Annotated in this window: 18 protein-coding genes; 12 read left to right on the top strand and 6 right to left on the bottom strand. The window is 69.2% G+C overall.

From position 1 onward, the window contains the following. Nucleotides 1–95 precede the first annotated feature (95 nt). Nucleotides 96–836: an enoyl-CoA hydratase/isomerase family protein gene (locus IG65_RS0125915; protein WP_030517567.1), complete on the bottom strand. Its 741-nt coding sequence runs from the start codon at nucleotides 834–836 to the stop codon at nucleotides 96–98. A 110-nt stretch (nucleotides 837–946) separates the two neighbouring features. Between IG65_RS0125915 and IG65_RS0125910 the strand changes: the two genes are divergently transcribed. From IG65_RS0125910 to IG65_RS0125865, 10 genes are all read left to right on the top strand, one after another. Next, nucleotides 947–2,503 carry an AMP-binding protein gene (locus tag IG65_RS0125910; protein WP_030517566.1) on the top strand — a complete coding sequence of 519 codons (1,557 nt, stop codon included), beginning with the start codon at nucleotides 947–949 and terminating at the stop codon, nucleotides 2,501–2,503. A 35-nt stretch (nucleotides 2,504–2,538) separates the two neighbouring features. After that, complete coding sequence (locus tag IG65_RS0125905) at nucleotides 2,539–3,720, top strand: amidohydrolase family protein (protein WP_030517565.1); 1,182 nt, start codon at nucleotides 2,539–2,541, stop codon at nucleotides 3,718–3,720. Next, nucleotides 3,717–5,165, top strand: coding sequence for a FadD3 family acyl-CoA ligase (locus IG65_RS0125900; protein WP_231509423.1), 1,449 nt, complete (start codon nucleotides 3,717–3,719; stop codon nucleotides 5,163–5,165). The genes IG65_RS0125905 and IG65_RS0125900 overlap by 4 nt, the downstream gene beginning before the upstream one ends. 160 nt (nucleotides 5,166–5,325) lie before the next feature. Continuing rightward, nucleotides 5,326–6,384 carry an enoyl-CoA hydratase/isomerase family protein gene (locus IG65_RS0125895; protein WP_051756879.1) on the top strand — a complete coding sequence of 353 codons (1,059 nt, stop codon included), beginning with the start codon at nucleotides 5,326–5,328 and terminating at the stop codon, nucleotides 6,382–6,384. Between the two features lie 37 nt (nucleotides 6,385–6,421). Continuing rightward, nucleotides 6,422–7,750 (top strand): CoA transferase, encoded by a 1,329-nt coding sequence (locus IG65_RS0125890; RefSeq protein ID WP_051756870.1) that lies wholly within the window; start codon nucleotides 6,422–6,424, stop codon nucleotides 7,748–7,750. After that, complete coding sequence (locus IG65_RS0125885; protein WP_030517561.1) at nucleotides 7,744–9,126, top strand: amidohydrolase family protein; 1,383 nt, start codon at nucleotides 7,744–7,746, stop codon at nucleotides 9,124–9,126. Before IG65_RS0125890 ends, IG65_RS0125885 begins: the two co-directional genes overlap by 7 nt. A gap of 159 nt (nucleotides 9,127–9,285) precedes the next feature. Next, nucleotides 9,286–10,536 carry an amidohydrolase family protein gene (locus tag IG65_RS0125880; RefSeq protein ID WP_030517560.1) on the top strand — a complete coding sequence of 417 codons (1,251 nt, stop codon included), beginning with the start codon at nucleotides 9,286–9,288 and terminating at the stop codon, nucleotides 10,534–10,536. Between the two features lie 47 nt (nucleotides 10,537–10,583). Next, on the top strand, nucleotides 10,584–10,886 hold the full coding sequence (locus IG65_RS0125875) for a DUF4286 family protein (RefSeq protein ID WP_051756868.1): 303 nt from the start codon (nucleotides 10,584–10,586) through the stop codon (nucleotides 10,884–10,886). 157 nt (nucleotides 10,887–11,043) lie between these two features. Further along, on the top strand, nucleotides 11,044–12,177 hold the full coding sequence (locus IG65_RS0125870; RefSeq protein WP_030517558.1) for an acyl-CoA dehydrogenase family protein: 1,134 nt from the start codon (nucleotides 11,044–11,046) through the stop codon (nucleotides 12,175–12,177). Beyond that, nucleotides 12,174–13,424, top strand: a complete 1,251-nt coding sequence (locus IG65_RS0125865) for an acyl-CoA dehydrogenase family protein (RefSeq protein WP_030517557.1) — start codon at nucleotides 12,174–12,176, stop codon at nucleotides 13,422–13,424. The genes IG65_RS0125870 and IG65_RS0125865 overlap by 4 nt, the downstream gene beginning before the upstream one ends. Here the strand turns inward: IG65_RS0125865 and IG65_RS0125860 are convergent. Continuing rightward, the gene (locus IG65_RS0125860) at nucleotides 13,421–14,407 is read right to left on the bottom strand and encodes a zinc-binding dehydrogenase (RefSeq protein ID WP_030517556.1); all 987 of its coding nucleotides are present in this window, start codon (nucleotides 14,405–14,407) and stop codon (nucleotides 13,421–13,423) included. The genes IG65_RS0125865 and IG65_RS0125860 overlap by 4 nt on opposite strands. Before the next feature lie 84 nt (nucleotides 14,408–14,491). Between IG65_RS0125860 and IG65_RS0125855 the strand changes: the two genes are divergently transcribed. Then, entirely contained in the window at nucleotides 14,492–15,151 is a 660-nt protein-coding gene (locus tag IG65_RS0125855; protein WP_197039919.1) for a TetR/AcrR family transcriptional regulator, read from the top strand. Between the two features lie 15 nt (nucleotides 15,152–15,166). Continuing rightward, a complete protein-coding gene (locus tag IG65_RS0125850; RefSeq protein ID WP_036525701.1) occupies nucleotides 15,167–15,781 on the top strand; it encodes a CoA pyrophosphatase in 615 nt (204 codons plus the stop codon). Nucleotides 15,782–15,796: 15 nt separating this feature from the next. Here the strand turns inward: IG65_RS0125850 and IG65_RS0125845 are convergent, their stop codons facing one another. The 4 genes from IG65_RS0125845 to IG65_RS0125830 form a co-directional block, all read right to left on the bottom strand. Beyond that, nucleotides 15,797–17,728 carry a M3 family metallopeptidase gene (locus IG65_RS0125845; RefSeq protein ID WP_030517553.1) on the bottom strand — a complete coding sequence of 644 codons (1,932 nt, stop codon included), beginning with the start codon at nucleotides 17,726–17,728 and terminating at the stop codon, nucleotides 15,797–15,799. 71 nt (nucleotides 17,729–17,799) lie between these two features. Then, the gene (locus tag IG65_RS0125840) at nucleotides 17,800–18,705 is read right to left on the bottom strand and encodes a hypothetical protein (protein WP_030517552.1); all 906 of its coding nucleotides are present in this window, start codon (nucleotides 18,703–18,705) and stop codon (nucleotides 17,800–17,802) included. 76 nt (nucleotides 18,706–18,781) lie between these two features. Continuing rightward, nucleotides 18,782–19,414, bottom strand: coding sequence for a phosphatase PAP2 family protein (locus IG65_RS36105; protein ID WP_051756865.1), 633 nt, complete (start codon nucleotides 19,412–19,414; stop codon nucleotides 18,782–18,784). Next, on the bottom strand, nucleotides 19,411–20,673 hold the full coding sequence (locus IG65_RS0125830) for an epoxide hydrolase family protein (protein ID WP_051756864.1): 1,263 nt from the start codon (nucleotides 20,671–20,673) through the stop codon (nucleotides 19,411–19,413). The genes IG65_RS36105 and IG65_RS0125830 overlap by 4 nt, the downstream gene beginning before the upstream one ends. Nucleotides 20,674–20,712 lie beyond the last annotated feature (39 nt).

The following is a 20,712-nucleotide window of genomic DNA, read 5'->3' as shown; positions in this document are numbered from 1 at the left end:
TACCAGGCCACAATCCACATCGCCGTGATCAACCAATGGCTCAGACACTCGTGAAAAGCGAGCCCGCACCCACCCTCACCACTTCGAGACAGAACCTAGGCCCGCGCGGTCGCGCCGCGGGCCGCACCGCGGTTCAGCACCCGATCCGCGGCTTCCCAGTGCGCATCCGAAACCCACAGCCGGGCAAAGGCTTCCACCGCCTCGGTCGGGGTGGCGCCGGAGACCACGCGCTTGATCGGCGCCGAGGCCGGACGGGCCAGCGCGGACGCCAGTGACCGCCACTCCCGCTCGAAATCCGCCCGCGGCACCACCCGATCGACCAGGCCGTACTGCTGCGCCTCCGCGGCGGACAGCAGGGACCCGGTACCGGCCAGCAGCAGTGCGCGGCTGCGCCCGACCAGCTTCGCGAGCCGTTCGGCTCCGCCCCAGGCGGGCATGATCGCGAGCGCCACCTGGTTGAACCCGATGGTGATGTCGTCGGCGGCGATCCGGATATCGGCGGCCACCGCGAATTCCGCACCGCCGCCGAGGGCGTGACCGTTGAGCGCCGCGACCACCGGAGCCGGGAACGCGGCCAGCCGATCGCAGATGCCGCGCATCCGCCAGGCCATCTGCGCCGCACCCTCCTCGGTGCGAATCGCGGCCAGTTGCTTGAGATCTCCGCCGGAGACGAACGCCCGCTCGCCCGCACCGCGCACGACCAGCACCTGGGCGCCGGCCGCGGCGTCGATCGCGGCATCGAGCTGATCCATCGTCTCGGGCGCGATGGCGTTGCGCGCCTGCGGACGGTTGATGGTCAGTACCGCGATCCCGCCGTCCACCTCGAGGTCGACCATCACACGTTCTCCGTTCTGGATATGTTGCTTCTCCGAATTTGAGAATATCATCTCCGTATTCGGGTCCGGTCCCGCCGGCCTTCCCATTCGTCGGGCATTGGAGCTCAGCCATGCGAAAGATCCCGCAGCAGTTGATCGATCGGTACGAGTCGCGGGGATGGTGGACGCGCGAAACCATGGGCGAGATGCTGGCGCGGGGCCTGGCCGGGGCACCGGAGGTCCCGTTCCGGGTTCATTCCCAGCTGCGTCCCTGGTCGGGCGCGGTGCGCGAGGTCGAGCACCTCGCCCGCCGGCTCGCCGCCGGATTGCGCCGCCGCGGTGTGGGCCCGGGCGATGTGGTCGCCTTCCAGCTACCCAACTGGATGGAGGCCGCGGCCACCTTCTGGGCCGCCTCCTTCCTCGGAGCCACGATGGTGCCGATCGTGCACTTCTACGGCCGCAAGGAACTCGGTTACATTCTCGACGCGGTCCGTCCGAAGGTGTTCGTCACCGCGGAACGCTTCGGCGCCATGGAATTTCAGCCCGATCTGTGCGCGCAGGTGCCGATCGTCGGCGTGGTGGGCCGCGACTTCGACACCCTGCTCGACGACGAGCCGATGCGCGGAATCGTCACGGTCGCACCCGACTCCCCCGCGCTGATCGCCTTCACCTCGGGCACAACCCGCGACCCGAAGGGCGTGGTCCACAGCCATCGCACCCTCGGCTTCGAAACGCGCCAGCTCAGTGCGCATTACCCGCCCGATCTGGGCGCCCAGCTCACGGCCGCACCGGTCGGCCATTTCATCGGCATGGTCAACGCCCTGCTCATCCCGGTGCTCGACGGGACGGAGATCAACCTGGTGGATGTGTGGGATCCCGGCCGGGTGCTGGCCCTGATGTCGGAATTCGGCGCCACCGTGGCGGGCGGGGTGCCCTATTACCTCACCAGCCTGCTCGACCACCCCTCCTTCACCGACGCGCATCTGCGGCAGATGAAATACGCGGGGCTGGGCGGAAGTTCGGTACCGGCCGCGGTGACCACCCGGCTCACCGACCTCGGCATCATCGCCTACCGCGCCTACGGCAGCACCGAACATCCGTCCATCACCGGCTCCGACTGCACCGATCCGCAGGGCAAACGCCTCTACACCGACGGCTGCCCGCTGCCGGGAGTGGAGATCCGGCTCTCCGACGACGGCGAGATCTTCAGTCGCGGACCGGATCTGTGCCTGGGCTACACGGATCCGGAGTTGACCGCGGCCGCCTTCGACGACGAGGGCTGGTACCGCACCGGCGATGTCGGCCGGTTGGACGAGGACGGCTATCTCACCATCACCGACCGCACCACCGATCTGATCATCCGCGGCGGCGAGAACATCAGCGCGGTCGAGGTGGAAGACGTGCTGCACCGCATGCCCGCGGTCGCCGAAGCCGTCGTCGTCGCCGCGCCCGATGCGCGGCTCATCGAACATGCCGCCGCGGTGGTCCGGCTGCGGTCCGGCAGCACCACCCCGACGCTGGCCGACGTGCAGGCGCATCTGGCCGAGGCCGGCCTGGCCAAGCAGAAGTGGCCCGAGGAATTGCACATCGTCGACGAGTTCCCCCGCACCCCGAGCGGCAAGGTCCAGAAATACCGCGTGCGCGCCGCCGTGGCCGCCGGGCAGGACGTTGCCACGCGCAAAAACTGAGAATATGATTCTCATAACGAACAAAGGAGACTCTTATGACGAAGATCGAGCTGCCGTACCAGCTCTTCGACGCCGATAACCACCTGTACGAAACCAAAGAGGCCCTCACCCGGCACCTGCCGAAGGAGTTCGAGGGCGCCATCCAGTACGTGGAACTCAACGGCCGCACCAAGATCGCGGTCCTCGGCCAGATCAGCGAGTACATCCCCAATCCCACCTTCGAGGTGGTCGCGCGGCCCGGCGCGATGGAGGAGTACTTCAAGAACGGCAATCCCGAGGGTAAGAGCCGCCGGGAGATCTTCGGTAAGCCGATGCGCTCGATTCCCGCGTTCTACGAGCCCGGCCCGCGCCTCGAGCTCATGAACGAGCTACAGCTCGACCGCACGCTGATGTTCCCGACCCTGGCCAGCCTCATCGAGGAGCGCATGCGCCATCACCCCGATCTCATTCACGCCGTGGTGCATTCGCTCAACCAGTGGCTGCTCGAGGAGTGGGGTTTCAACTACAAGGACCGCATCTTCACCGTGCCGGTGGTGAGCCTGCCGATCGTGGAGAAGGCGATCGAGGAGCTCGACTGGTGTGTCGAACACGGCGCCAAGGCGATTCTGGTGCGCCCGGCTCCGGTGCCGGGTCTGCGCGGGCCGCGCTCGTTCGCCCTGCCGGAATTCGACCCGTTCTGGAAGCGCGTGGTCGAGCACGACGTGCTGGTGACGATGCACTCCTCCGACAGCGGCTATTCGCGATTCAACGCCGAATGGGAGGGCAGCAACCTCGAGATGCTGCCGTTCAAGACCAACACCTTCCGGATGACCACCGAATGGCGCCCGATCCAGGACGCCGTCGCCTCGTGGGTGTGCCACGGCGCGCTGTTCCGCCACCCCGAGCTGAAGGTGGCCGTCATCGAGAACGGTGCCTCCTGGCTGGCCCCGCTGCTCGAGAATCTGCACGATGTGTACAAGAAGGCGCCGGAGGGCTTCGGCTTCCAGGATCCGGTCGAGGCGGTCAAGCGCAGCATCCACGTCAGCCCGTTCTGGGAAGAGGATCTGCAGGCCATCGCCGATCTGATCGGGGTGGAGAACGTGCTGTTCGGCTCGGACTACCCGCACCCGGAGGGTCTGGCCGAACCGGCCCGCTACATCAACGAGATCAAAGATATGCCGCTGGCCAACCAGGAGAAGATCATGGGCGGCAACCTGGCGAGGTTGCTGAAGGTATGAGCGGTGCGGCCCGCGGTATGAGCTGGGAGACCATCCCGCAGATGGTCGCCTCCTCGGCCGATCGCTTCGGTGACGCCGAGGCGGTCGTCGACGGCGATCTGAGGCTGAGCTACACCGAACTCGTCGAGCGGGTGCGCCGGGCCGCGGGCGCCTTCGCGGAGGCCGGGGTGGGCAAGGGCGACCGGGTGGCGATCTGGGCGCCCAATTCCGCGGCCTGGATCGTGGCCGCCTTCGGCCTGCTCACCGCGGGCGGCGTGCTGGTTCCGGTCAACACCCGGTTTCAGGCGGCGGAGGCGGCGGATGTGATCGGCCGTAGCGGAGCGAAACTGCTGCTGGTACAGCAGGGCTTCCTGGGGCGAGAACTGCGCGGGCCCGACGGCGTGCCGGTGATCGACCTCGCCTCCGATTTCCTGTCCAGCGGTTCACCTTTCGAACGCGAGGTGGCCGGGACCGACATCTCCGACGTCATCTACACCTCGGGCACCACCGGCCGCCCCAAGGGCGTGATGATGAACCATCGCCAGAATCTGCGGCTGTACACCGAATGGTGTGAGCTGGCGGATCTGCGCGAGGGTGACCGCTACCTGGCGGTGAATCCCTTCTTCCACACCTTCGGCTACAAGGCCGGCGTGCTGGCCTCGTTCATCCGTGGCGCCACCATCCTGCCGGTGCCGGTGTTCGATGTGGACCGCGTCTGCGAACTCGTTGCGCGCGAACGGATCACGATGCTGCCCGGCCCGCCCACGCTGTACCACTCGCTGCTCGGGGCGCGCGGGCGCTACGACCTGTCGTCGCTGCGGTCCGCGGTCACCGGGGCGGCCGACATCCCGGTGGAACTGATCCGCCGGGTGAAGACCGAACTCCCGTTCCGCTCGATCATGACCGGATACGGGCTCACCGAGGCGGGTACCGCGACCGCCTCGCGCCCGGGGGACACTTTCGAGCAGATCGCGACGACCGCCGGAACCCCGTGCGACGGTGTGGAAGTCCGCATCGCCGCCGACAGCGAGGTGCTGCTGCGCGGCTACACCGTCATGCAGGGCTATCTCGACGATCCCGCGGCCACCGCGGAGGCGGTCGACGCCGAGGGCTGGCTGCACACCGGCGACCTCGGTGCCGTGGACGAGGGCGGCCGCTTGCGCATCATCGGACGGAAGAAGGACATGTTCATCGTCGGCGGCTTCAACGCCTATCCCGCGGAGATCGAAGGCGTGCTGCTGCAGCATCCGGCGGTGGTGCAGGCGGCGGTGATCGGCGTGCCCGACGAGCGCATGGGCCAGGTGGGCAAGGCGTTCGTCGTCGCGGGCGCGCCGCTGACCGAGGCCGAGCTCATCGCCTGGAGCCGCGAGAACATGGCCGGATACAAGGTGCCGCGTGCCGTGGTGTTCCTCGACGAACTACCGCTCAACGCGACCGGAAAGGTGATGAAAGACCAGCTGCGGTAACCCGTTCCACGCGCGGGTCCCCGGGATCCGGACGCCCCCGGGGACCCGGCGCGGGCCGCCGCAGCACCGAGCGCACGGGAATCGGTTCGGCCTGTTCCGGTTCCCGTGCGCGCATCCGGTTGCCCGCGAGCATTCGCGGCCTCACAGAACGGCGGTGACGATGACCACCAGCGCTGCTGACGCAGACCTGCGATTCGCCGACCTGAGCTTGGACCGCGACGGAAGGCCGCATCGGCCGCTCACCGTCGTCGACCTGGACGGACTGCGGCGCGCGAGTCCCGAACACATCGCCGATATCGCCGGCTCGATCGCCACCGGCGCGGCACTCACCGTCGCCGTCGCCGGCGATCCGGTGCCCGCGCGGTTGCATCCGATTCTCGAGGCGGCGACCGTCTCGGTGAGCGAATTGCCGCTGCGGGACCGGCGCGTGGTCACGGTGACCGATTGCGCCGCCGCGGTGGAGATACTCGCCGCCGCCGTCGATCACGCGCCCCGGGCGGCGCTGGCCTGCGGTCACCTGCTGCGGCAGACTTCCGCGCTGCCCACCCTCCCGGCGCTGGCCGCCGAAGCGGCGGTCTACTCGATGTTGCTGGGCGGCACGGAATTCCGCGATTGGCTCGAGGCTCGGGGACCGGTCCGGGCACCGGACGACGAATCCGGCGAGCTGGTCCGGATCGACCGCGCGGGCGGTGAACTCGCCATCGTGCTGGATCGGCCGCGCCGCCGCAACGCGCTCAGCGCCCGGCTGCGCGAGGAACTGCTCGCGGCCGCGCAGGTCGCCGAGGCCGACCTGAGTATCACCTCGGTCCGGCTCGCGGGCGCGGGACCGTCCTTCTGCAGCGGCGGCGACCTCGACGAGTTCGGTTGTGCGACAGACCCGGTGGCCGCCTATCTGGTGCGCCTGGACCGGGCGCCGTGGCGGGTGCTGGACCGCCTGTCCGCCCGGTTGCGAATCGACACCCACGGCGCCTGTGTCGGCGCGGGCGCCGAGATCGCCGCGTTCGGCGGCATCGTCACCGCGGCGCCGGGCACCTGGTTCCGCTTCCCGGAGGTCGGGATGGGCCTGGTCCCGGGCGCGGGCGGCACGGTGAGCGTGCCGCGCCGGATCGGGCGCTGGCGGGCCGCCTGGGCGATGCTCACCGGCGCCACCATCGACGTCGACACCGCCCTGCGCTGGGGCCTGGTGGATCGCATCGAGCCCACCGGCGGGCCGTCGTAGCGACGGCCGCGCACACCCCTCGCCGAGGAGGCCCGAGATGAACCATCCAGCCGCACTGTCCCCGTCGGCCACGCTCGCCCACCGGGTATCCGAACTGTGGCCGCCGCGCCCGAACGACGCGTCCAGGTACGAGTGCGAGGTCTGTCGCTGGGCGGCGTCGGGCGCCATGGACCTCACCGGGCCCGCGGGCGGGCCGCCCGACATCTCCCCCGCGCCCGCCTTCGCCCGGCTGGGCGAGGTCCTGAGCCTGCTCGCGCGCACGACCGCCGCGCTGGGACGGGCGGTGACGCTGGCTCCCGGTCCGGTACTCACCGCGCGTGCGGTCGACCACGGTTTCCGGCGCGCGGGCACACGCTCGGCGGGCGGGTCCACCCGCCTGCTGCGCACCGCCGACGGCTGGTGCGCACTGACCCTGTCGCGCCCCGACGATATCGCCGCCGTGCCCGCGATCATCGGCGCCCACCGGACCGGCGACCACTGGAAAGCGCTGGCGCAGTTCGCCGTTGACCTCTCCGCCGCCGACCTGGCCGACCGCGCCCAACTGCTCGGGGTCCCGGCCGCCGCCCTTCCCCCCGGCGGACCGAAGGCCGATCCGGGCACGCCACCGTGGCAGCTGTCCCGGCTCGCGGCGCCGGCACCCTGGCGAGACCTGACCGGGCGGCTGGTGGTGGACCTGTCCTCGATGTGGGCGGGGCCGCTGTGCGCCCACATTCTCGGCCGGGCCGGGGCACGGGTGATCAAGGTGGAGAGTCCGCATCGGCCCGACGGTGCGCGGGCGGATCACCATTTCTTCGACACCCTGCACGCCGGACACGAATTTCGCACCGTCGACTTCCGCACCGATTCCGGGCGAGCCGAATTGGCGGCGCTGCTGGCGGCCGCCGATATCGTGATCGAGGCCTCCCGCCCCCGCGCGCTGGCGCAACTGGGGCTCGGGCCCGACCGGCGGGGGCTGCGTCCCGGCCAGATCTGGGTCGGTCTCACCGGCTACGGCCGATCCGAACCGATGCGGGTCGCCTTCGGCGACGACGCCGCGGTGGCCGGCGGGCTCGTCGGCACCGGACACGGCATGCCGGTGTTCTGCGCGGATGCGATCGGCGACCCGCTCTCGGGAATCGCTGCGGCACTGGCGGTCTGCGCGGCCGTACGGGCGGGCGGCGGTGTCCTGGCCGACGTCTCGATGCGCTCGGTCACGGCCGCTTTCGCCGCCGCGCCACCGCGCTGCGCGGGCCCGCACCGGGTCTTCACCCATGACGGGCGCTGGCAGGTCCGGTGCGCGCACACCGGACACACCCAGGCAGTCCTGTCCCCGCGCTCCGCACAGACGCACGCCGAGTCCGCATTCCCGGGTGGTGTCGCATGTTGATACGCAACGCCGTCGTCTACGGCAGCGCCCACACCGATATCCGCTGCGAACGCGGCACCATCACCGAATGCGGGCGCGGCCTGCGGCCACAGGCCGGCGAGGACGATATCGACGCGCGCGGCGGATGGCTGGTGCCGGGCCTGCACGACCATCACATCCACCTGCGCTCACTCGCCGCGCGCTCCGAGTCGATTCCGGTGGGGCCGGACCGGATTCACGGCCCGCACGCACTGGCGGCGCGTCTGCGGGAGGCCGCACGCCGGACACCCGGACATGCCTGGATCCGCGCCGTGGACTACCACGACGACGTCGCCGGGGCGATCGACCGGTGGGCGCTGGACCGCATGGATGTCGGGCGGCCGGTGCGGGTGCAGCATCGTTCCGGCGCGCTGTGGATCCTCGATTCCCACGCCTGCGTCCTGCTCGAGGTCGACAACTGTCATCTGCCGGGGGTGGAACGTGATCCGCAGGGCCGGGTCACGGGCCGGCTGTGGCGAATGGATACCTGGCTCGGCGACCGGCTCGGCTGCCTGGCACCCGACCCGGCCCCCGTCTCGGCGGTGGCCGCGGCACGCGGAGTCACCGGATTCACCGATGCCACACCGGATCTCACCCGGCCCGAGGTCGGCATCCTGGCCGCCGCGGTGCTGGACGGGCGCATCGTGCAGCGCGTCTACTGCATGGCCGAACCCGATATCGAGGATCCGCACGTCGAGCGATTCCGTCTGGGGCCCACCAAAATTCTGCTCGACGACACCGCCCTGCCGGACCTCGACGATTTCGTGGTGCGGCTGCGCCGGTTGCACAGTGCGGGGCGGGCTGCGGCGGTGCACTGCGTCACCCGCGTGCAGCTGATCCTGACCATGGCCGCCTTCGATCTGGCCGGGGTGGTGCCCGGCGACCGCATCGAACACGGTGCCGTCGTTCCCGCCGAGGTGCTGACCTGGTTGCGCCGCAACGATATTCCGGTGATCACCCAACCGCACTTCCTGATCGAGCGCGCCGCCCAGTACGCCCGAGAGGTGCCCGCCGAGGACCGGCCCGATCTGTGGCGGCTCGGTTCGCTGCTCGCCGCGGGCGTCGGGGTGGCGGCCGGGACCGACGCGCCCTTCGGCGACCCGGACCCCTGGGCGGTGGTGCGCGCCGCCATCGATCGCGCCCCGGGCCGACCGGCGGAGGCGCTGTCACCGGTCACCGCGCTGTCGCTGTTCTTCGGCACCGCCGCCAGGCCACATATTCCCCGCACCATCGCCACGGGCCACACCGCCGATCTGACCCTGCTGCGCGTTCCGCCCACCGAACTCGGCGAGGTGCTCGACTCGTCGCCCGTGGCCGCCACGATCGTCGCCGGGCAGGTCGTCTACCGGGCGACGTAGCGGGCAGGGCGGAATCGGCCGTTTGCCGTGCGGGCGCCGAATCGGGTGTATCGTCGCAGCCAAATAGGAGAGTATGATTCTCCATAACAGAGATTCATCATCTCGCACTGTCGCCCGCCGCGCCGGGCCGCCGCCGTCCGCACCAGCACGAGGAACCTCATGAATATCGATGACATGATCCTGGTCAGCATCGACGACCACGTGGTCGAGCCGGCCGACATGTTCGACCGGCATACGCCGAAGAAGTACGCCGAGTACGTGCCACAATTGCTCACCAACGAGCAGGGCATCGATCAGTGGACCTATCGCGGCCGGCCGGTCGGCGTCACCGGGCTCAACGCGGTTGTCGGCTGGCCCAAGGAGGAGTGGGACAAGAACCCCACCCGCTACGCCGAGATGCGTCCGGGCGTCTACGACATTCACGACCGGGTGCGGGATATGAATGCCAACGGCGTGTTCGCCTCGATGTGCTTCCCGACCTTCGCCGGCTTCAGCGCGGGCCACCTGAGTCAGTTCAAGGACGAGATCACCGTGGCGATGATCCAGGCCTACAACAACTGGCACATCGACGAGTGGTGCGCCACCTATCCGGGCCGGTTCATCCCGAATGCCATTCTGCCGCTGTGGGATCCGCAACTGGCGGTGGCGGAGATCCAGCGGGTGGCGGCCAAGGGATTCCACGGCGTGACCATGTCGGAGATTCCGCACGTGGAGGGCCACCCGTCCTATCACGACATCGAGTACTGGGGTCCGGTGTTCGCCGCCCTCGCCGATACCGGCCTGGTGATGAACCTGCACATCGGGCCCGGCTTCGGCGCCCTCCGCATGGCCCCGGACGCGCCGATCGACAATCTGATGGTGCTGGCGCCCAGCGTGTCCCAGATCGCGGTCCAGGATCTGCTGTGGGGCCCCGCGCTGCGCAGCTATCCGGGATTGAAGGTGGCGCTGTCCGAGGGCGGCATCGGCTGGATCCCGTATTTCCTCGACCGCTCGGACCGCCACTACACCAATCAGAAGTGGCTGCGCCGCGACTTCGGCGGGAAGATGCCCTCGGATGTGTTCCGCGAGCACGTCATGGCCTGCTACGTCACCGACAAGACCTCGTTGAAGCTGCGGCACGAGATCGGCATCGACATCATCGCGTGGGAATGCGACTACCCGCATTCGGATTCGCTGTGGCCCGACGCCCCGGAATTCGTCCTGGCCGAACTCGAGGCGGCGGGCGCCGACGACGCCGACATCGACAAGATCACCTGGCAGAACGCCTGCCGGTTCCTGAACTGGGAACCCTTCGCGCACATCCCGCGCGAGCAGGCGACCGTCGGCGCGCTGCGCGCCCAGGCCGCCGATGTCGATCTGACCGTCCGGCCCCGCAAGGAGTGGGCCGAGCTGTACGCCCAGCGCGCCTGAGGGCGCGAAAGCGGTTGTCCCCCACCACTGATCGTTAGGCACACACCATGCAGATGCTGGTCTTCTCCACCCCGCGCGAGGGCATGGACGACGAATACAACACCTGGTACAACGACGTGCACATTCCCGAACTGCTGCAGATCGAGGGCATCCGTTCGTGTTCGCGGTATCGGGCCCCGCAGCTCGAGGGGCAGGGCGCCACGCACCGATATCTGGCGGTCTACGAGATCGACGGCGACGCCGAAGCGGTCTTCAAGCAGTTGCGCGCCAACTCGGCGGAGGGCCGATCCACCCTCAGCCCGGCGATAGACCCGAAGGCCACCCAGATCACCTTCTGGGAACCGCTGTAGAAACTCCGGTCGCCACCCCGGGGTGTCGACCGGCCACCACTCCCATCGGCGGCGCGCCGGCCTCTCGACGTCGCCGATGGGTGCCCCGCCTCCCGCGAACTCGATATCCGCACACCTCACCGGGTTCGCGGGAGGCCCTTGCGTAAGGACCACATTCGTGACTGCCGCCCCCACCGCCGACCAACGGCTGTTCCGGACCACCACCCGCGACTTTCTCGCCGCCACCGTGCCCGTGGACACGGTGCGCCGCCTCGCCGACTCCCCCGACGGCTTCGATCGAGACTGGTGGCGGCGCGGCGCCGAGCTGGGCTGGACCGCGCCCCTGGTCCCCGAACGGCTCGGCGGCGGCGCGGTATCGGACACGCCGATGGCCGACCTCGCACTGCTCGCCGAGGAATTCGGGCGCGCGTGCGCCCCCGGGCCGCTGCTCGCGGTGAGTGCCGCGCTGACCGGATTACTCGGCAGCACAGGGGATTTCGACGCGGCGATCGCGGACGTCCTCGCCGGAGCCGCGATCGCGACCTGGGCCCACTACGAACCGGGCACTGGTCCGGCTCCCGCCACCTTCGACACCGTGGCCACGCCGGACGGTGCCGGGTACCGGCTCTCCGGGATGAAGGATCGCGTCGAATACGGCGCCCAGGCCGATCTGCTGATCGTCGACGCCCACGGGCCCGAGGGCCCGGTGCAGCTCCTCGTCGCCACGGACGCGCCCGGTGTCACCGTCACGCCGGTGTGGACCCTGGACGTCGTGCGTCGCACGGCCACAGTCGTTTTCGACGACGTATCCGTCGCCTCGGACGCCGTGGTGCAGCGCGATCCCGAAGCCGCCGCGGCCGCCGCCGAGGCGCAACTGCTCGTGGCCGCCACGCTGAGCGCCGCGGAGATGGCCGGAGCCGCGCAGCGAGCCTTCGAGGCCACGGTGCAGTGGATGTTCGACCGCTACACCTTCGGCCGTCCGCTCGCCTCGTATCAGGCGCTCAAACACCGGGCCGCCGACATCGCCACCACCCTGGAGGCATGCCGGGCCACCTCCTGGGCCGCGGCCGCGAGCTTCGGCGACGACACCGTCGACACGGCCGAGGCGGTCGGCGTCGCGAAATCCTTCGTCGGCGCCACGGCCGGCGAGATCGTGCAGGAATGCGTGCAGATCCACGGTGGGCTCGGCGTCACCTGGGAACACGATCTGCATCTGTATCTGCGCCGGGTCACGCTCGGACGGGCCCTGTACGGCACCCCGGCCGAACACCGGCGCCGGCTCACCGATCTGCTGGAGACGATCCCCGCATGAGCACCACCGAATCCGCCACCACCACAACCGAATCGGTCGACAGTTTCCGCGACCGCGCCCGCCGCTGGTTGCGGGACACGCTGCCGCCCGCGCCGCCGGTCCGTTCGGGTGAGCAGAAATCGCCGGAGGTGTGGGCCCGCGCTCGCGAACTGCAGCGCATTCTCTACGACGGCGGCTTCGCCGGGATCTGCTTTCCCGACGAATACGGCGGCCTGGGCCTGAGCCCGGCCCATCAGCGCGCCTTCACCGAGGAGTCGCGCCCGTACGAGATGCCGCTGGCGCTCAATATCCCGACCCTCACCATCTGCGCCGCAACACTTCTCGACATGGGAAACGAGGAGCAGAAACGCACCCACATCGCCGCCGCGCTGCGCGGTGAGGAGCTGCTGGTGCAATTCCTGTCCGAACCGCGCGGCGGATCCGATCTGGCCGGCCTCACCACCCGCGCCGATCGTGACGGTGACGAGTGGGTGCTGAACGGGTCCAAGATCTGGAGTTCGGGCGCCTATGCCGCCGACTATGCGCTGTGCCTGGCCCGCACCGACTGGCAGGTGCCCAAACATGCCGGGCTGACCATGTTCCTGGTGCCGGTGCACTCCCCCGGACTGACCATCCGCCGGATCACCCAGGTCGACGGATCCACCGAATTCTGTCAGGAGTTCTTCGACGATGTCCGGATCCCGGCCGAAGCCGTGGTCGGCGAGGTCGACGGCGGCTGGGCGGTCGCGAGCCGGTTGCTGCAGCACGAACGCAGCGCGGTCGGTGGCGCCTCCCCATATGCCAGCGGCGTGGGCCAGCACAGTGGCCGCGATGTGCGCGCCCTCATCGAGATCGCCCGGCGCACCGGACAACTCGCCGACCCGCGCGTGCGCGAGGACATCGGCGAAGCGCATGCGATGAATCTGGTTCACGACCAGCTCATCGCCCATGTCGGCGCCCGCATCGCCGCCGGCGATCTGGCTCCCGCCGCCGGTTCGATCGTGCGCCTGTTCAGCGCCCGCAATTCGTGGCTGCAGTCCGATGCCGCCCTGCGCATCGCCGGCGCCGCCGCCGCGACCGGCGACCCGGGCGCCGAACCCGGCCTCGGCCGAGCCGGCCAGGAGTACCTCTACCGGCAGGCCTGGAGCCTCGCCGGCGGCAGCACCGAAATGGCCCGCAACATCATCAGCGAACGCGTACTGAGCATGCCGCGCGAGGACGCCGCCGACCGGGATGTGCCGTTCGATCAGGTGCGGCGGGGCCGTTAGGCCGGCGTCGGCCGGTTCCCCGGCGGGGTGAGCACGAGCCTGCCGAAGACCTCACCGGCCGCCATCCGGCGATGGGCGAGCACCGCCTGGTCCAAGGGAAGTTCGTCGTGCACAACCGCTTTCAGGTCACCGCGGGCGGCCGCGTCGAACAGTTCGGCGGTCGCGGTGCGACGCTCGCCCCACGGCACGGTGTCGGCGCTGAAGGTGGCGAACGACATCGACTTCTTGAAGGCGGCGATCATTTCCATGCCGAAATCCGCGGGCGGCAGTCCACCCATCGCCCCGACGGCCACCATCCGGCCGTTCGGTGCGAGCCTGGCGAAGAAGGCCGGCAACTCCGCCCCGGCGACGATATCGATGACGACGTCATAGGCGGCGGGAGCCTCCGCGTCGCCCGCGCCGGACCGGTCCAGCACATGGGTCGCCCCGAGGTCGCGCAGGCGTTCGCCGCGCGCGGCCGACGAGGTGGTGACCGCGACCGCCCCGGCGCCGAGGCGCACCGCCAACTGGACCGCCATGACGCCGATGCCGCCGCCCGCACCCCGCACCAATACCGACTCGCCCTGCGCGAGATGGGCGTGGCGCAGAGCGAAGCGCGCCACCATCCCGGAGGTGCCCAGCGTCACCGCCTGCGCGGCGGACAGGCCCGTCGGCAGTGCGACGAGCGAATCCGCCCGCACGGCGGCATATTCCACGTAACCACCACCTTCGCCGGTGAATGCCCACACCCGCCGTCCGGTCCATGCGGGGTCGACACCGTCGCCCACGGCCACCACGGTTCCGGCGACCTCGCTGCCGGGAACATGCCCCGGCGCGAATCCGTAACCGGCCGGCCCGCCACGACGGATCAGGACATCCACTCCGCCGACACCGATCGCCTCGGTGGCGATCACGACCTGTCCCGCGCCCGCGATCGGATCGGGCACCTCGGCCACCGTCAGCACCTCGGGTCCGCCGAACGCTTCGATGATCACTGCTTTCACTGCTCTGCTCCGTCTTCTGTCCGCTCGAGCATCGACAGGCGGACCGTAACGGACGCCCGCGTCCATTTAGCTAAAGTGAGAGTGGTGACCAGGCGTTCGTCTCACTCTCTGCGTTCGGATGCGCGGGACAATCGCGCCCGCATCCTCGACGCGGCGCGTGCGGTATTCCTCACCCAGGGCCTCGACGTGCCGATCCGGGAGGTGGCGCGTCGCGCCGAGGTCGGTCCCGCCACCCTCTATCGCCATTTCCCGACCAAGGAACTGCTGGTCGCCGAGGCGTTCACCGATCAGATGCACGCGTGCCGGTCCATCGTGGACGAAGGTCTGCGCAACCCGGACCCGTGGCAGGGTTTCTGCGGTGCCGTGGAGAAACTGTGCGAGATGTATGCCCGCGACCGAGGTTTCACCGCGGCTTTCATGTCCACCTTCCCGCATGCGATGGACTTCGCGGCGTTGCGTACCGCCACGCTGGCGGCCACGGCCGAACTGCTCCGCCGCGCCAAGGCCACCGGCCGGCTGCGTCCGGAGGTCGTGCTGGACGACCTGCTCTTGATGATCATGGCCAACAACGGCATTCAGGCGCGGACACCGGAGGCCCGAGTCGCGGCGTCGCGGCGCTTCGCCGCATTCATGATCGACGGCTTCCGGACCTCGGCCGAATCCTCCCCGTTACCACCGGTTCCGCTGCTGACGCCCGGCGCGGGTCCAGCGTCCGAGACGGACCGCCCGCCCGGACGTCGGTGATGACACTATCGAGGAATGAGGAGTGTGCAGAATTTCCGGGACCTCGCCACGGCGCACCTGCGCGAGTTCGGGTTCCGCACGACGCTCGATGCACCGGGAATTCGCCGGGCCACCGTCGTGCTGTGTGTGGTCGAGCACGACGGGCACCCCTGCGTGATCGTGATCAAACGGGCCTATCGCGGCCGCAACGCCGGTCAGTGGGCGCTGCCCGGCGGGCGGGTCGACGGTGACGAAAGCGCGATCGCGACGGGATTACGCGAACTGCACGAGGAGGTCGGCCTGGTCGCCTCGCCCACCGATGTCCTCGGCCGGCTCGACGACTTCCCGGCGGCGTCCGGTTTCGCGATCACTCCCATCGTCGTCGCCCTCGACGACCCCGGGGCCCTCGACCCCAACGCCGACGAGGTGCACGCCGTTCACTTCGTTCGGCTCGACCGCCTCGCCGCCGACGATGTGCCGCACTGGGTCGACCGGCCGGACGGCTCCCGGCTGCTGCAACTCAGGATCGGCGACTCGATGACCATCCACGCACCGACCGGCGCCATACTGCTGCAATTCCGCGACGTCGTGCTCCTCGGCCGCGAAACCCGGGTGGCGGACCTGCTGCAACCCGACTGGACGCACAACTGACGACGTAGGCCCCGTTCACGACACCGTATGCGGCGTGGGTGCACGGTCCAGCCAGGCCGCGAACGCGTCGAAGGTGAAGGGGCGTCCGAGAAAGTCGGCCACCGAATCGGCCGCGTCGCGCGAACCACCCGGTGCCAGGATCCGGTCGCGGTAACGTTGCGCCACAACGGGATCGAACAGGTCGCCGGCGTCGAACGCGGAGAACAGATCCTTCGCGATCACCAGACTCCACAGATAGGTGTAGTACGCGGAGGTGTAGCCGGCCAGGTGCCCGAACGAGGCTTGGAAATGGGTCTGCGGCACCTCGGCGATCCCGCTGTGCCGCGTCACGGCATCCACGACCACCGGGTCGTGGTCGGCGGGCCGGTCCTGGTGCAGCAGATAGGACACCTCGGTGTAGCCGACCTGTGTGAGGACCGAAACGCCCTTGCCGAATTCTTTCGCCGCCCGCATGCGGTCCACCAGTTCGGCGGGGATGGGCGCACCGGTCTCGTCGACGGCGAAGGTGGCGAGAACGGTTGCGTCCCACGCCCATTCCTCCAGCATCTGCGACGGAGCCTCGACGAAGTCCCATTCCGTGGCGACACCGGAGAAGCGCGCCCAGTCCTGGTGGCCGCCGACGACGTGGTGGATCAGGTGCCCGAACTCGTGGAACAGCGTGACGACGTGCTGGTGTTCCATCAGTCCGCGCGAGAAGTTGCACACCAGCACGCCCTCGGGCAGGAGTTTTCCGGCGACACCGCCGACGAGGTCGAATTGCGCGGCGTGCTTGTATTTGCCCTCGCGGGGATGCAGGTCCAGATAGATCCGCCCGCGTCGTTCACCGTCGGCGTAGACGTCGTAGACGGTGACGTCCTCGTGCCAGCGCGGTACGTCGACGGGTCGATACTCCAGTCCGAAGAGGCGGCCGGTGACTTCGAGCAGACCGGCTCGCACGCGCGGGAAATCGAAGTAGCGGCGCACCTCCCGGGCGTCGACGTCGTACTGTTCGCGGCGCACGAGTTCGGTGTAGTAGCCGACCTCGGAGCGGTCGATGCGCGTGGCGGTGGGCTCGTCCTCGCGGCGCCGGGCGAGCAGTGTCTCGAGATCGCGCCGGCCCGCGGCGTCGGCGGCGCTCGCGATGCGCTCGATGAATTCGGCGATGGCGTGCCCGCTGCCGATCATCTTGACGTCGGCGTCGTAATCGGGCCAGCTGTCGAAGCCGAGCAGCCGTGCCTTCTCGGCACGAAGATCCAGGATCTCGTGCAGCACAGCGTCGTTGGCGGGCCAGCCGCGGCTCTCGAACTCCACGGTGAGGTCGCGGCGCGCCTCGGCGTCCCGGGCGTAGGTACGGAACGGCAGATAGTCCGGATAGTCGGTGGTGACCGTGACGAGCCCGTCCGCCCCGGGCGTATGCGCGGTGACGAAATCCGCGGGCAGCCCGTCGAGTCGGCCGGGTGCGACCCGGATCGAGCGGACGTCTTCGCGGATGGTGCGGCCGAATTCCTGTTCGAGCGCGGTGAGCCGCTCGGAGATCTCCCGGAGCCGGTCCCGGGTCGGCTCGTCGCGGTCCACACCGCTGCGCCGGAAATCGCGCAGGACATGCTCGCGCATGCGCGCCGACACCTCGTCCAGGCTCGCGGAGTCGGTGGCGGCGACGATGTCGTAGAGATCGCGGTCCAGATCGCGCGTGGTCCGGGCTCGATCGACCTCTTGCACCAATTCCTCGGCCGGTCCGCGCACCCCGGGATCGGGGTGAACTTCGGCGAACAGATGCGCGGCCGAATCGGCCCCGCGCAGCGCGATGTCGGCGTCGTTCCACAGTTCGAGCACGCCGGCGGTGTCGCCGGGTGTCGCGGCCTTCAGCTGCGCCACCGTTTCCGCCGCAGTCCGCAGCCGGCCGCGGACGTAATCGCCGAGCCAGTCCGGCCACTCGGCCGACGGCAGTGCAAGCGGGTCGCTACTCATGCCCCGACTCTAATCGCGGCCGGGATTTCCCGGACCTCGGGAAACCGCCACGTGCCGGCCGTGTGCGGGCACTACCCGAAGTAGGAGGCGTATTCGCCGAACGGGACCTGCCCGGTGGGACTGGCCTTCATGGCGTCGACCACGGGGCCGGGAATGGGAGCCCAGTAGGCGGGCATGGCCGCCGCCGAGGCGGGTCTCAAGATGTAGATCAGGGCGAAGTTCACGATCCACAGCGGCGGCGCCATCGACATGCCGACCACGGTGCTCGTATCTCCCTTTGTGTTGGTGACCAGCTGAGCCGCACCCGAAATCTGTTGCGCCACAAAACCGTAGGCGGCCTGCACCGTGTAGGCGGATCGGTACAGCGCGACCAGACTCCGGGTCGCACCGTTGTCCCGCAACCAGTTACCGACATATCCGCCGGGCGCGATCAGGGTATTCACCTGCCGTGTCGGCGCGTCCGCGTTGGCCGGGCTCTCCAGCATGCCGCTCGGATTCACATACAGCCCGTAACTGGCCAGGGTGGAGGGCGTACGTTGCCCGCCGACATCGGAATAGAGCGGTCGGCCGACCGTATTCGCGAGGATGTCGACGCACGCGTTGATCACATTCGCCGCGCCCCGATTGCCGCCGACTCCCCCACCGCTGCTCAAATCCTGATACTGCTGATCGGTCAACGCATCGGCGCGGTCGAGCCCGATCTGCGCCGCGATCCGATCCGCCGCCGCCTCGCCGAGCGGCTGGTTCAGCTGATCCGGGCTGCTCATCCGCGTCGGCGCCACCTGTTCGTATCCGGGCGCCCCGGAGAAGGGAACGGAAAATCCGGTGTCGGCAGCGTTTGCCACTGGTTCGCCCGTAGCCGTCGGGGATACCCCCAGCGAGACGATGCAGAGCCCGATCACTGCCGCCGCTATGCCGATTCCGCGGTAGCCCGCTCCGCGCCGGGGCCTCGGACCCGTCAACCCTCCGCTGCGCATACGTCAACCTCTCCGACCGTCATCATGCGAGGTGAAACGAGAATTTCCCTAGTCAAACGCTACGGCCGACACCGTGTCAAGGTCCCGACGGACGGTTACGCGGAAGCCGACCGGCCGAATGCACCCGAGTGGCAACGTCGGGGGTGCGAAGGATTCCGAGCGCGGGCGCTGCCGATTTGCGGACACGTCGAGAGGCGACTCTTGCCACCATCATGACAATTCCGGCAACTGCCGCGCCCAGACCCCAACCGGCCAGCACATCCGTCGGCCAGTGCGCCCCCAGGTAGACCATCGCGATACCGATGCAGACGAGGAGCGCGGCGATGACGCCTCCCACCCAGCGCCGGTGCTCCGCCGGCCAGGGCAGGACCGAATAGGCGGTGACCGCGACAGCGGCCGTCATCGCGGCCACGGTCGAGGGCAACGAGAACGCACCGACATGAACGACCGAGACGTCGACCGGTGGGCGCTCCCGGCGGATCATATGCTTCAGAGCCCTGGCTGCCCACTGCGCCGCGACTACCGACACAGCGATCGTAATCCCCTGCCACCACCAGCGTTTCGCGGCCACGACAACCAAGCCAACGACCCCGGCCGCGGCTATGACCGTATTGCTCATCCCGGCATCCATTGCCACCCGCGCCACCGTGGTCAAAGCCGGTGTCCTATGCAGCGAAAGCCACCGCAGGATAGCCATGTCCAGACTCACGATGGATATTCTGCGCTGTCGTGCGAACTCGGGAGCATGCTCGATCCGCAGCGCGTGGGCAGACCGGCGGCCGACACTGCGGCCAGGCCTTCTCGCAGGTCCTTCACGAAATATTCGGGAACTTCCAGCGACGGGAAATGTCCGCCGAATTCGGGTGCGTTCCATCGGACGATCCGCCGGTACCGCTCCTGCGCCCAGGGGCGCGGGCATTTTTCGATGTCGCGGGGGTACATGGTGATTGCCGACGGGACGTCGACTCGGAGGTCGGGGTCGAGCGAGTTGTGGCTTTCGTAATAGATGCGGGCTGCCGATGCGCCGGTGCGCGTCAGCCAATACAGGGTGACGTCGTCGAGAATGCGATCTTTGGAGATCGTTTCGAACGGGCTGTCGTCGGTGTCGCTCCACTCGGCGAACTTGTCGAGGATCCAGGCGAGGAGTCCGACCGGTGAGTCGAGGAGCGAGTAGCCGATGGTCTGTGGCCGGGTGGCCTGCTGCTTCGCGTATGCGGCGCGGTGGCGCCAGAAGTGACGGGTTTCCTCGGCCCACTCACGTTCGGCCGCGGTCAGCCCGTCCGTTGTCGATCCGGGCGGGGCCTCGGCGAACAGCGAATGGATGCCGAGCACATGTTCCGGGAACCTGCCGCCGAGAACCGTCGTGATGTTGCCTCCCCAGTCGCCGCCGTGGGCAAGGAACCGGCTGTAGCCGAGCCTTTCCATCAGTTCCACCCATCCGGCGGCGATCTTTTCGGTGCCCCACCCGGTGGTGGCCGGTTTGTCGCTGTAAGCGAAGCCCGGTAGGGACGGGACCACGACGTGGAACGCCGGCGCGGATGCGTCCTTCGGGTCTGCCAAATCGTCTACCACGTCGATGAATTCGGCGATGCTGCCCGGCCAGCCGTGCGTCAGGATCAGAGGAATCGCATCCGGGCGCGCGGATCGCCGGTGCAGGAAGTGGATTCCCAGGCCGTCGATTGCCGTGCGGTACTGGCCGATTCGATCGAGACGCTCCTCGAACGAACGCCAGTTGTATTCGGTGCGCCAGTAATTCACGACCTCGACGAGGTCGGCGAGTGGAACTCCCTGCGCCCATCGGCGGGGGCCGGACGCGCCGAGCGGGACCGTCTCAGCCTCCGGTAGCCGCGCCGCGGCCAATCGAGCGCGCAGATCGTCGAGTTCGGCGTCGGTTGCGTGGGCTTCGAACGGCTGCACGTCAGTGGGGGCGGGAGTGGAAACCGGATCGAGGTGGCCGAGCGCGGACATGAGACCTCCTGGTCGTCGCGGAGCCGGCTACGCGAACCG

The organism is Nocardia sp. NRRL WC-3656 (assembly GCF_000720265.1).
GTDB lineage: Bacteria > Actinomycetota > Actinomycetes > Mycobacteriales > Mycobacteriaceae > Nocardia > Nocardia nova.
The sequence above is the reverse complement of the archived record's forward strand: the minus strand, read 5'-3'. Positions and strand labels throughout refer to the sequence as shown.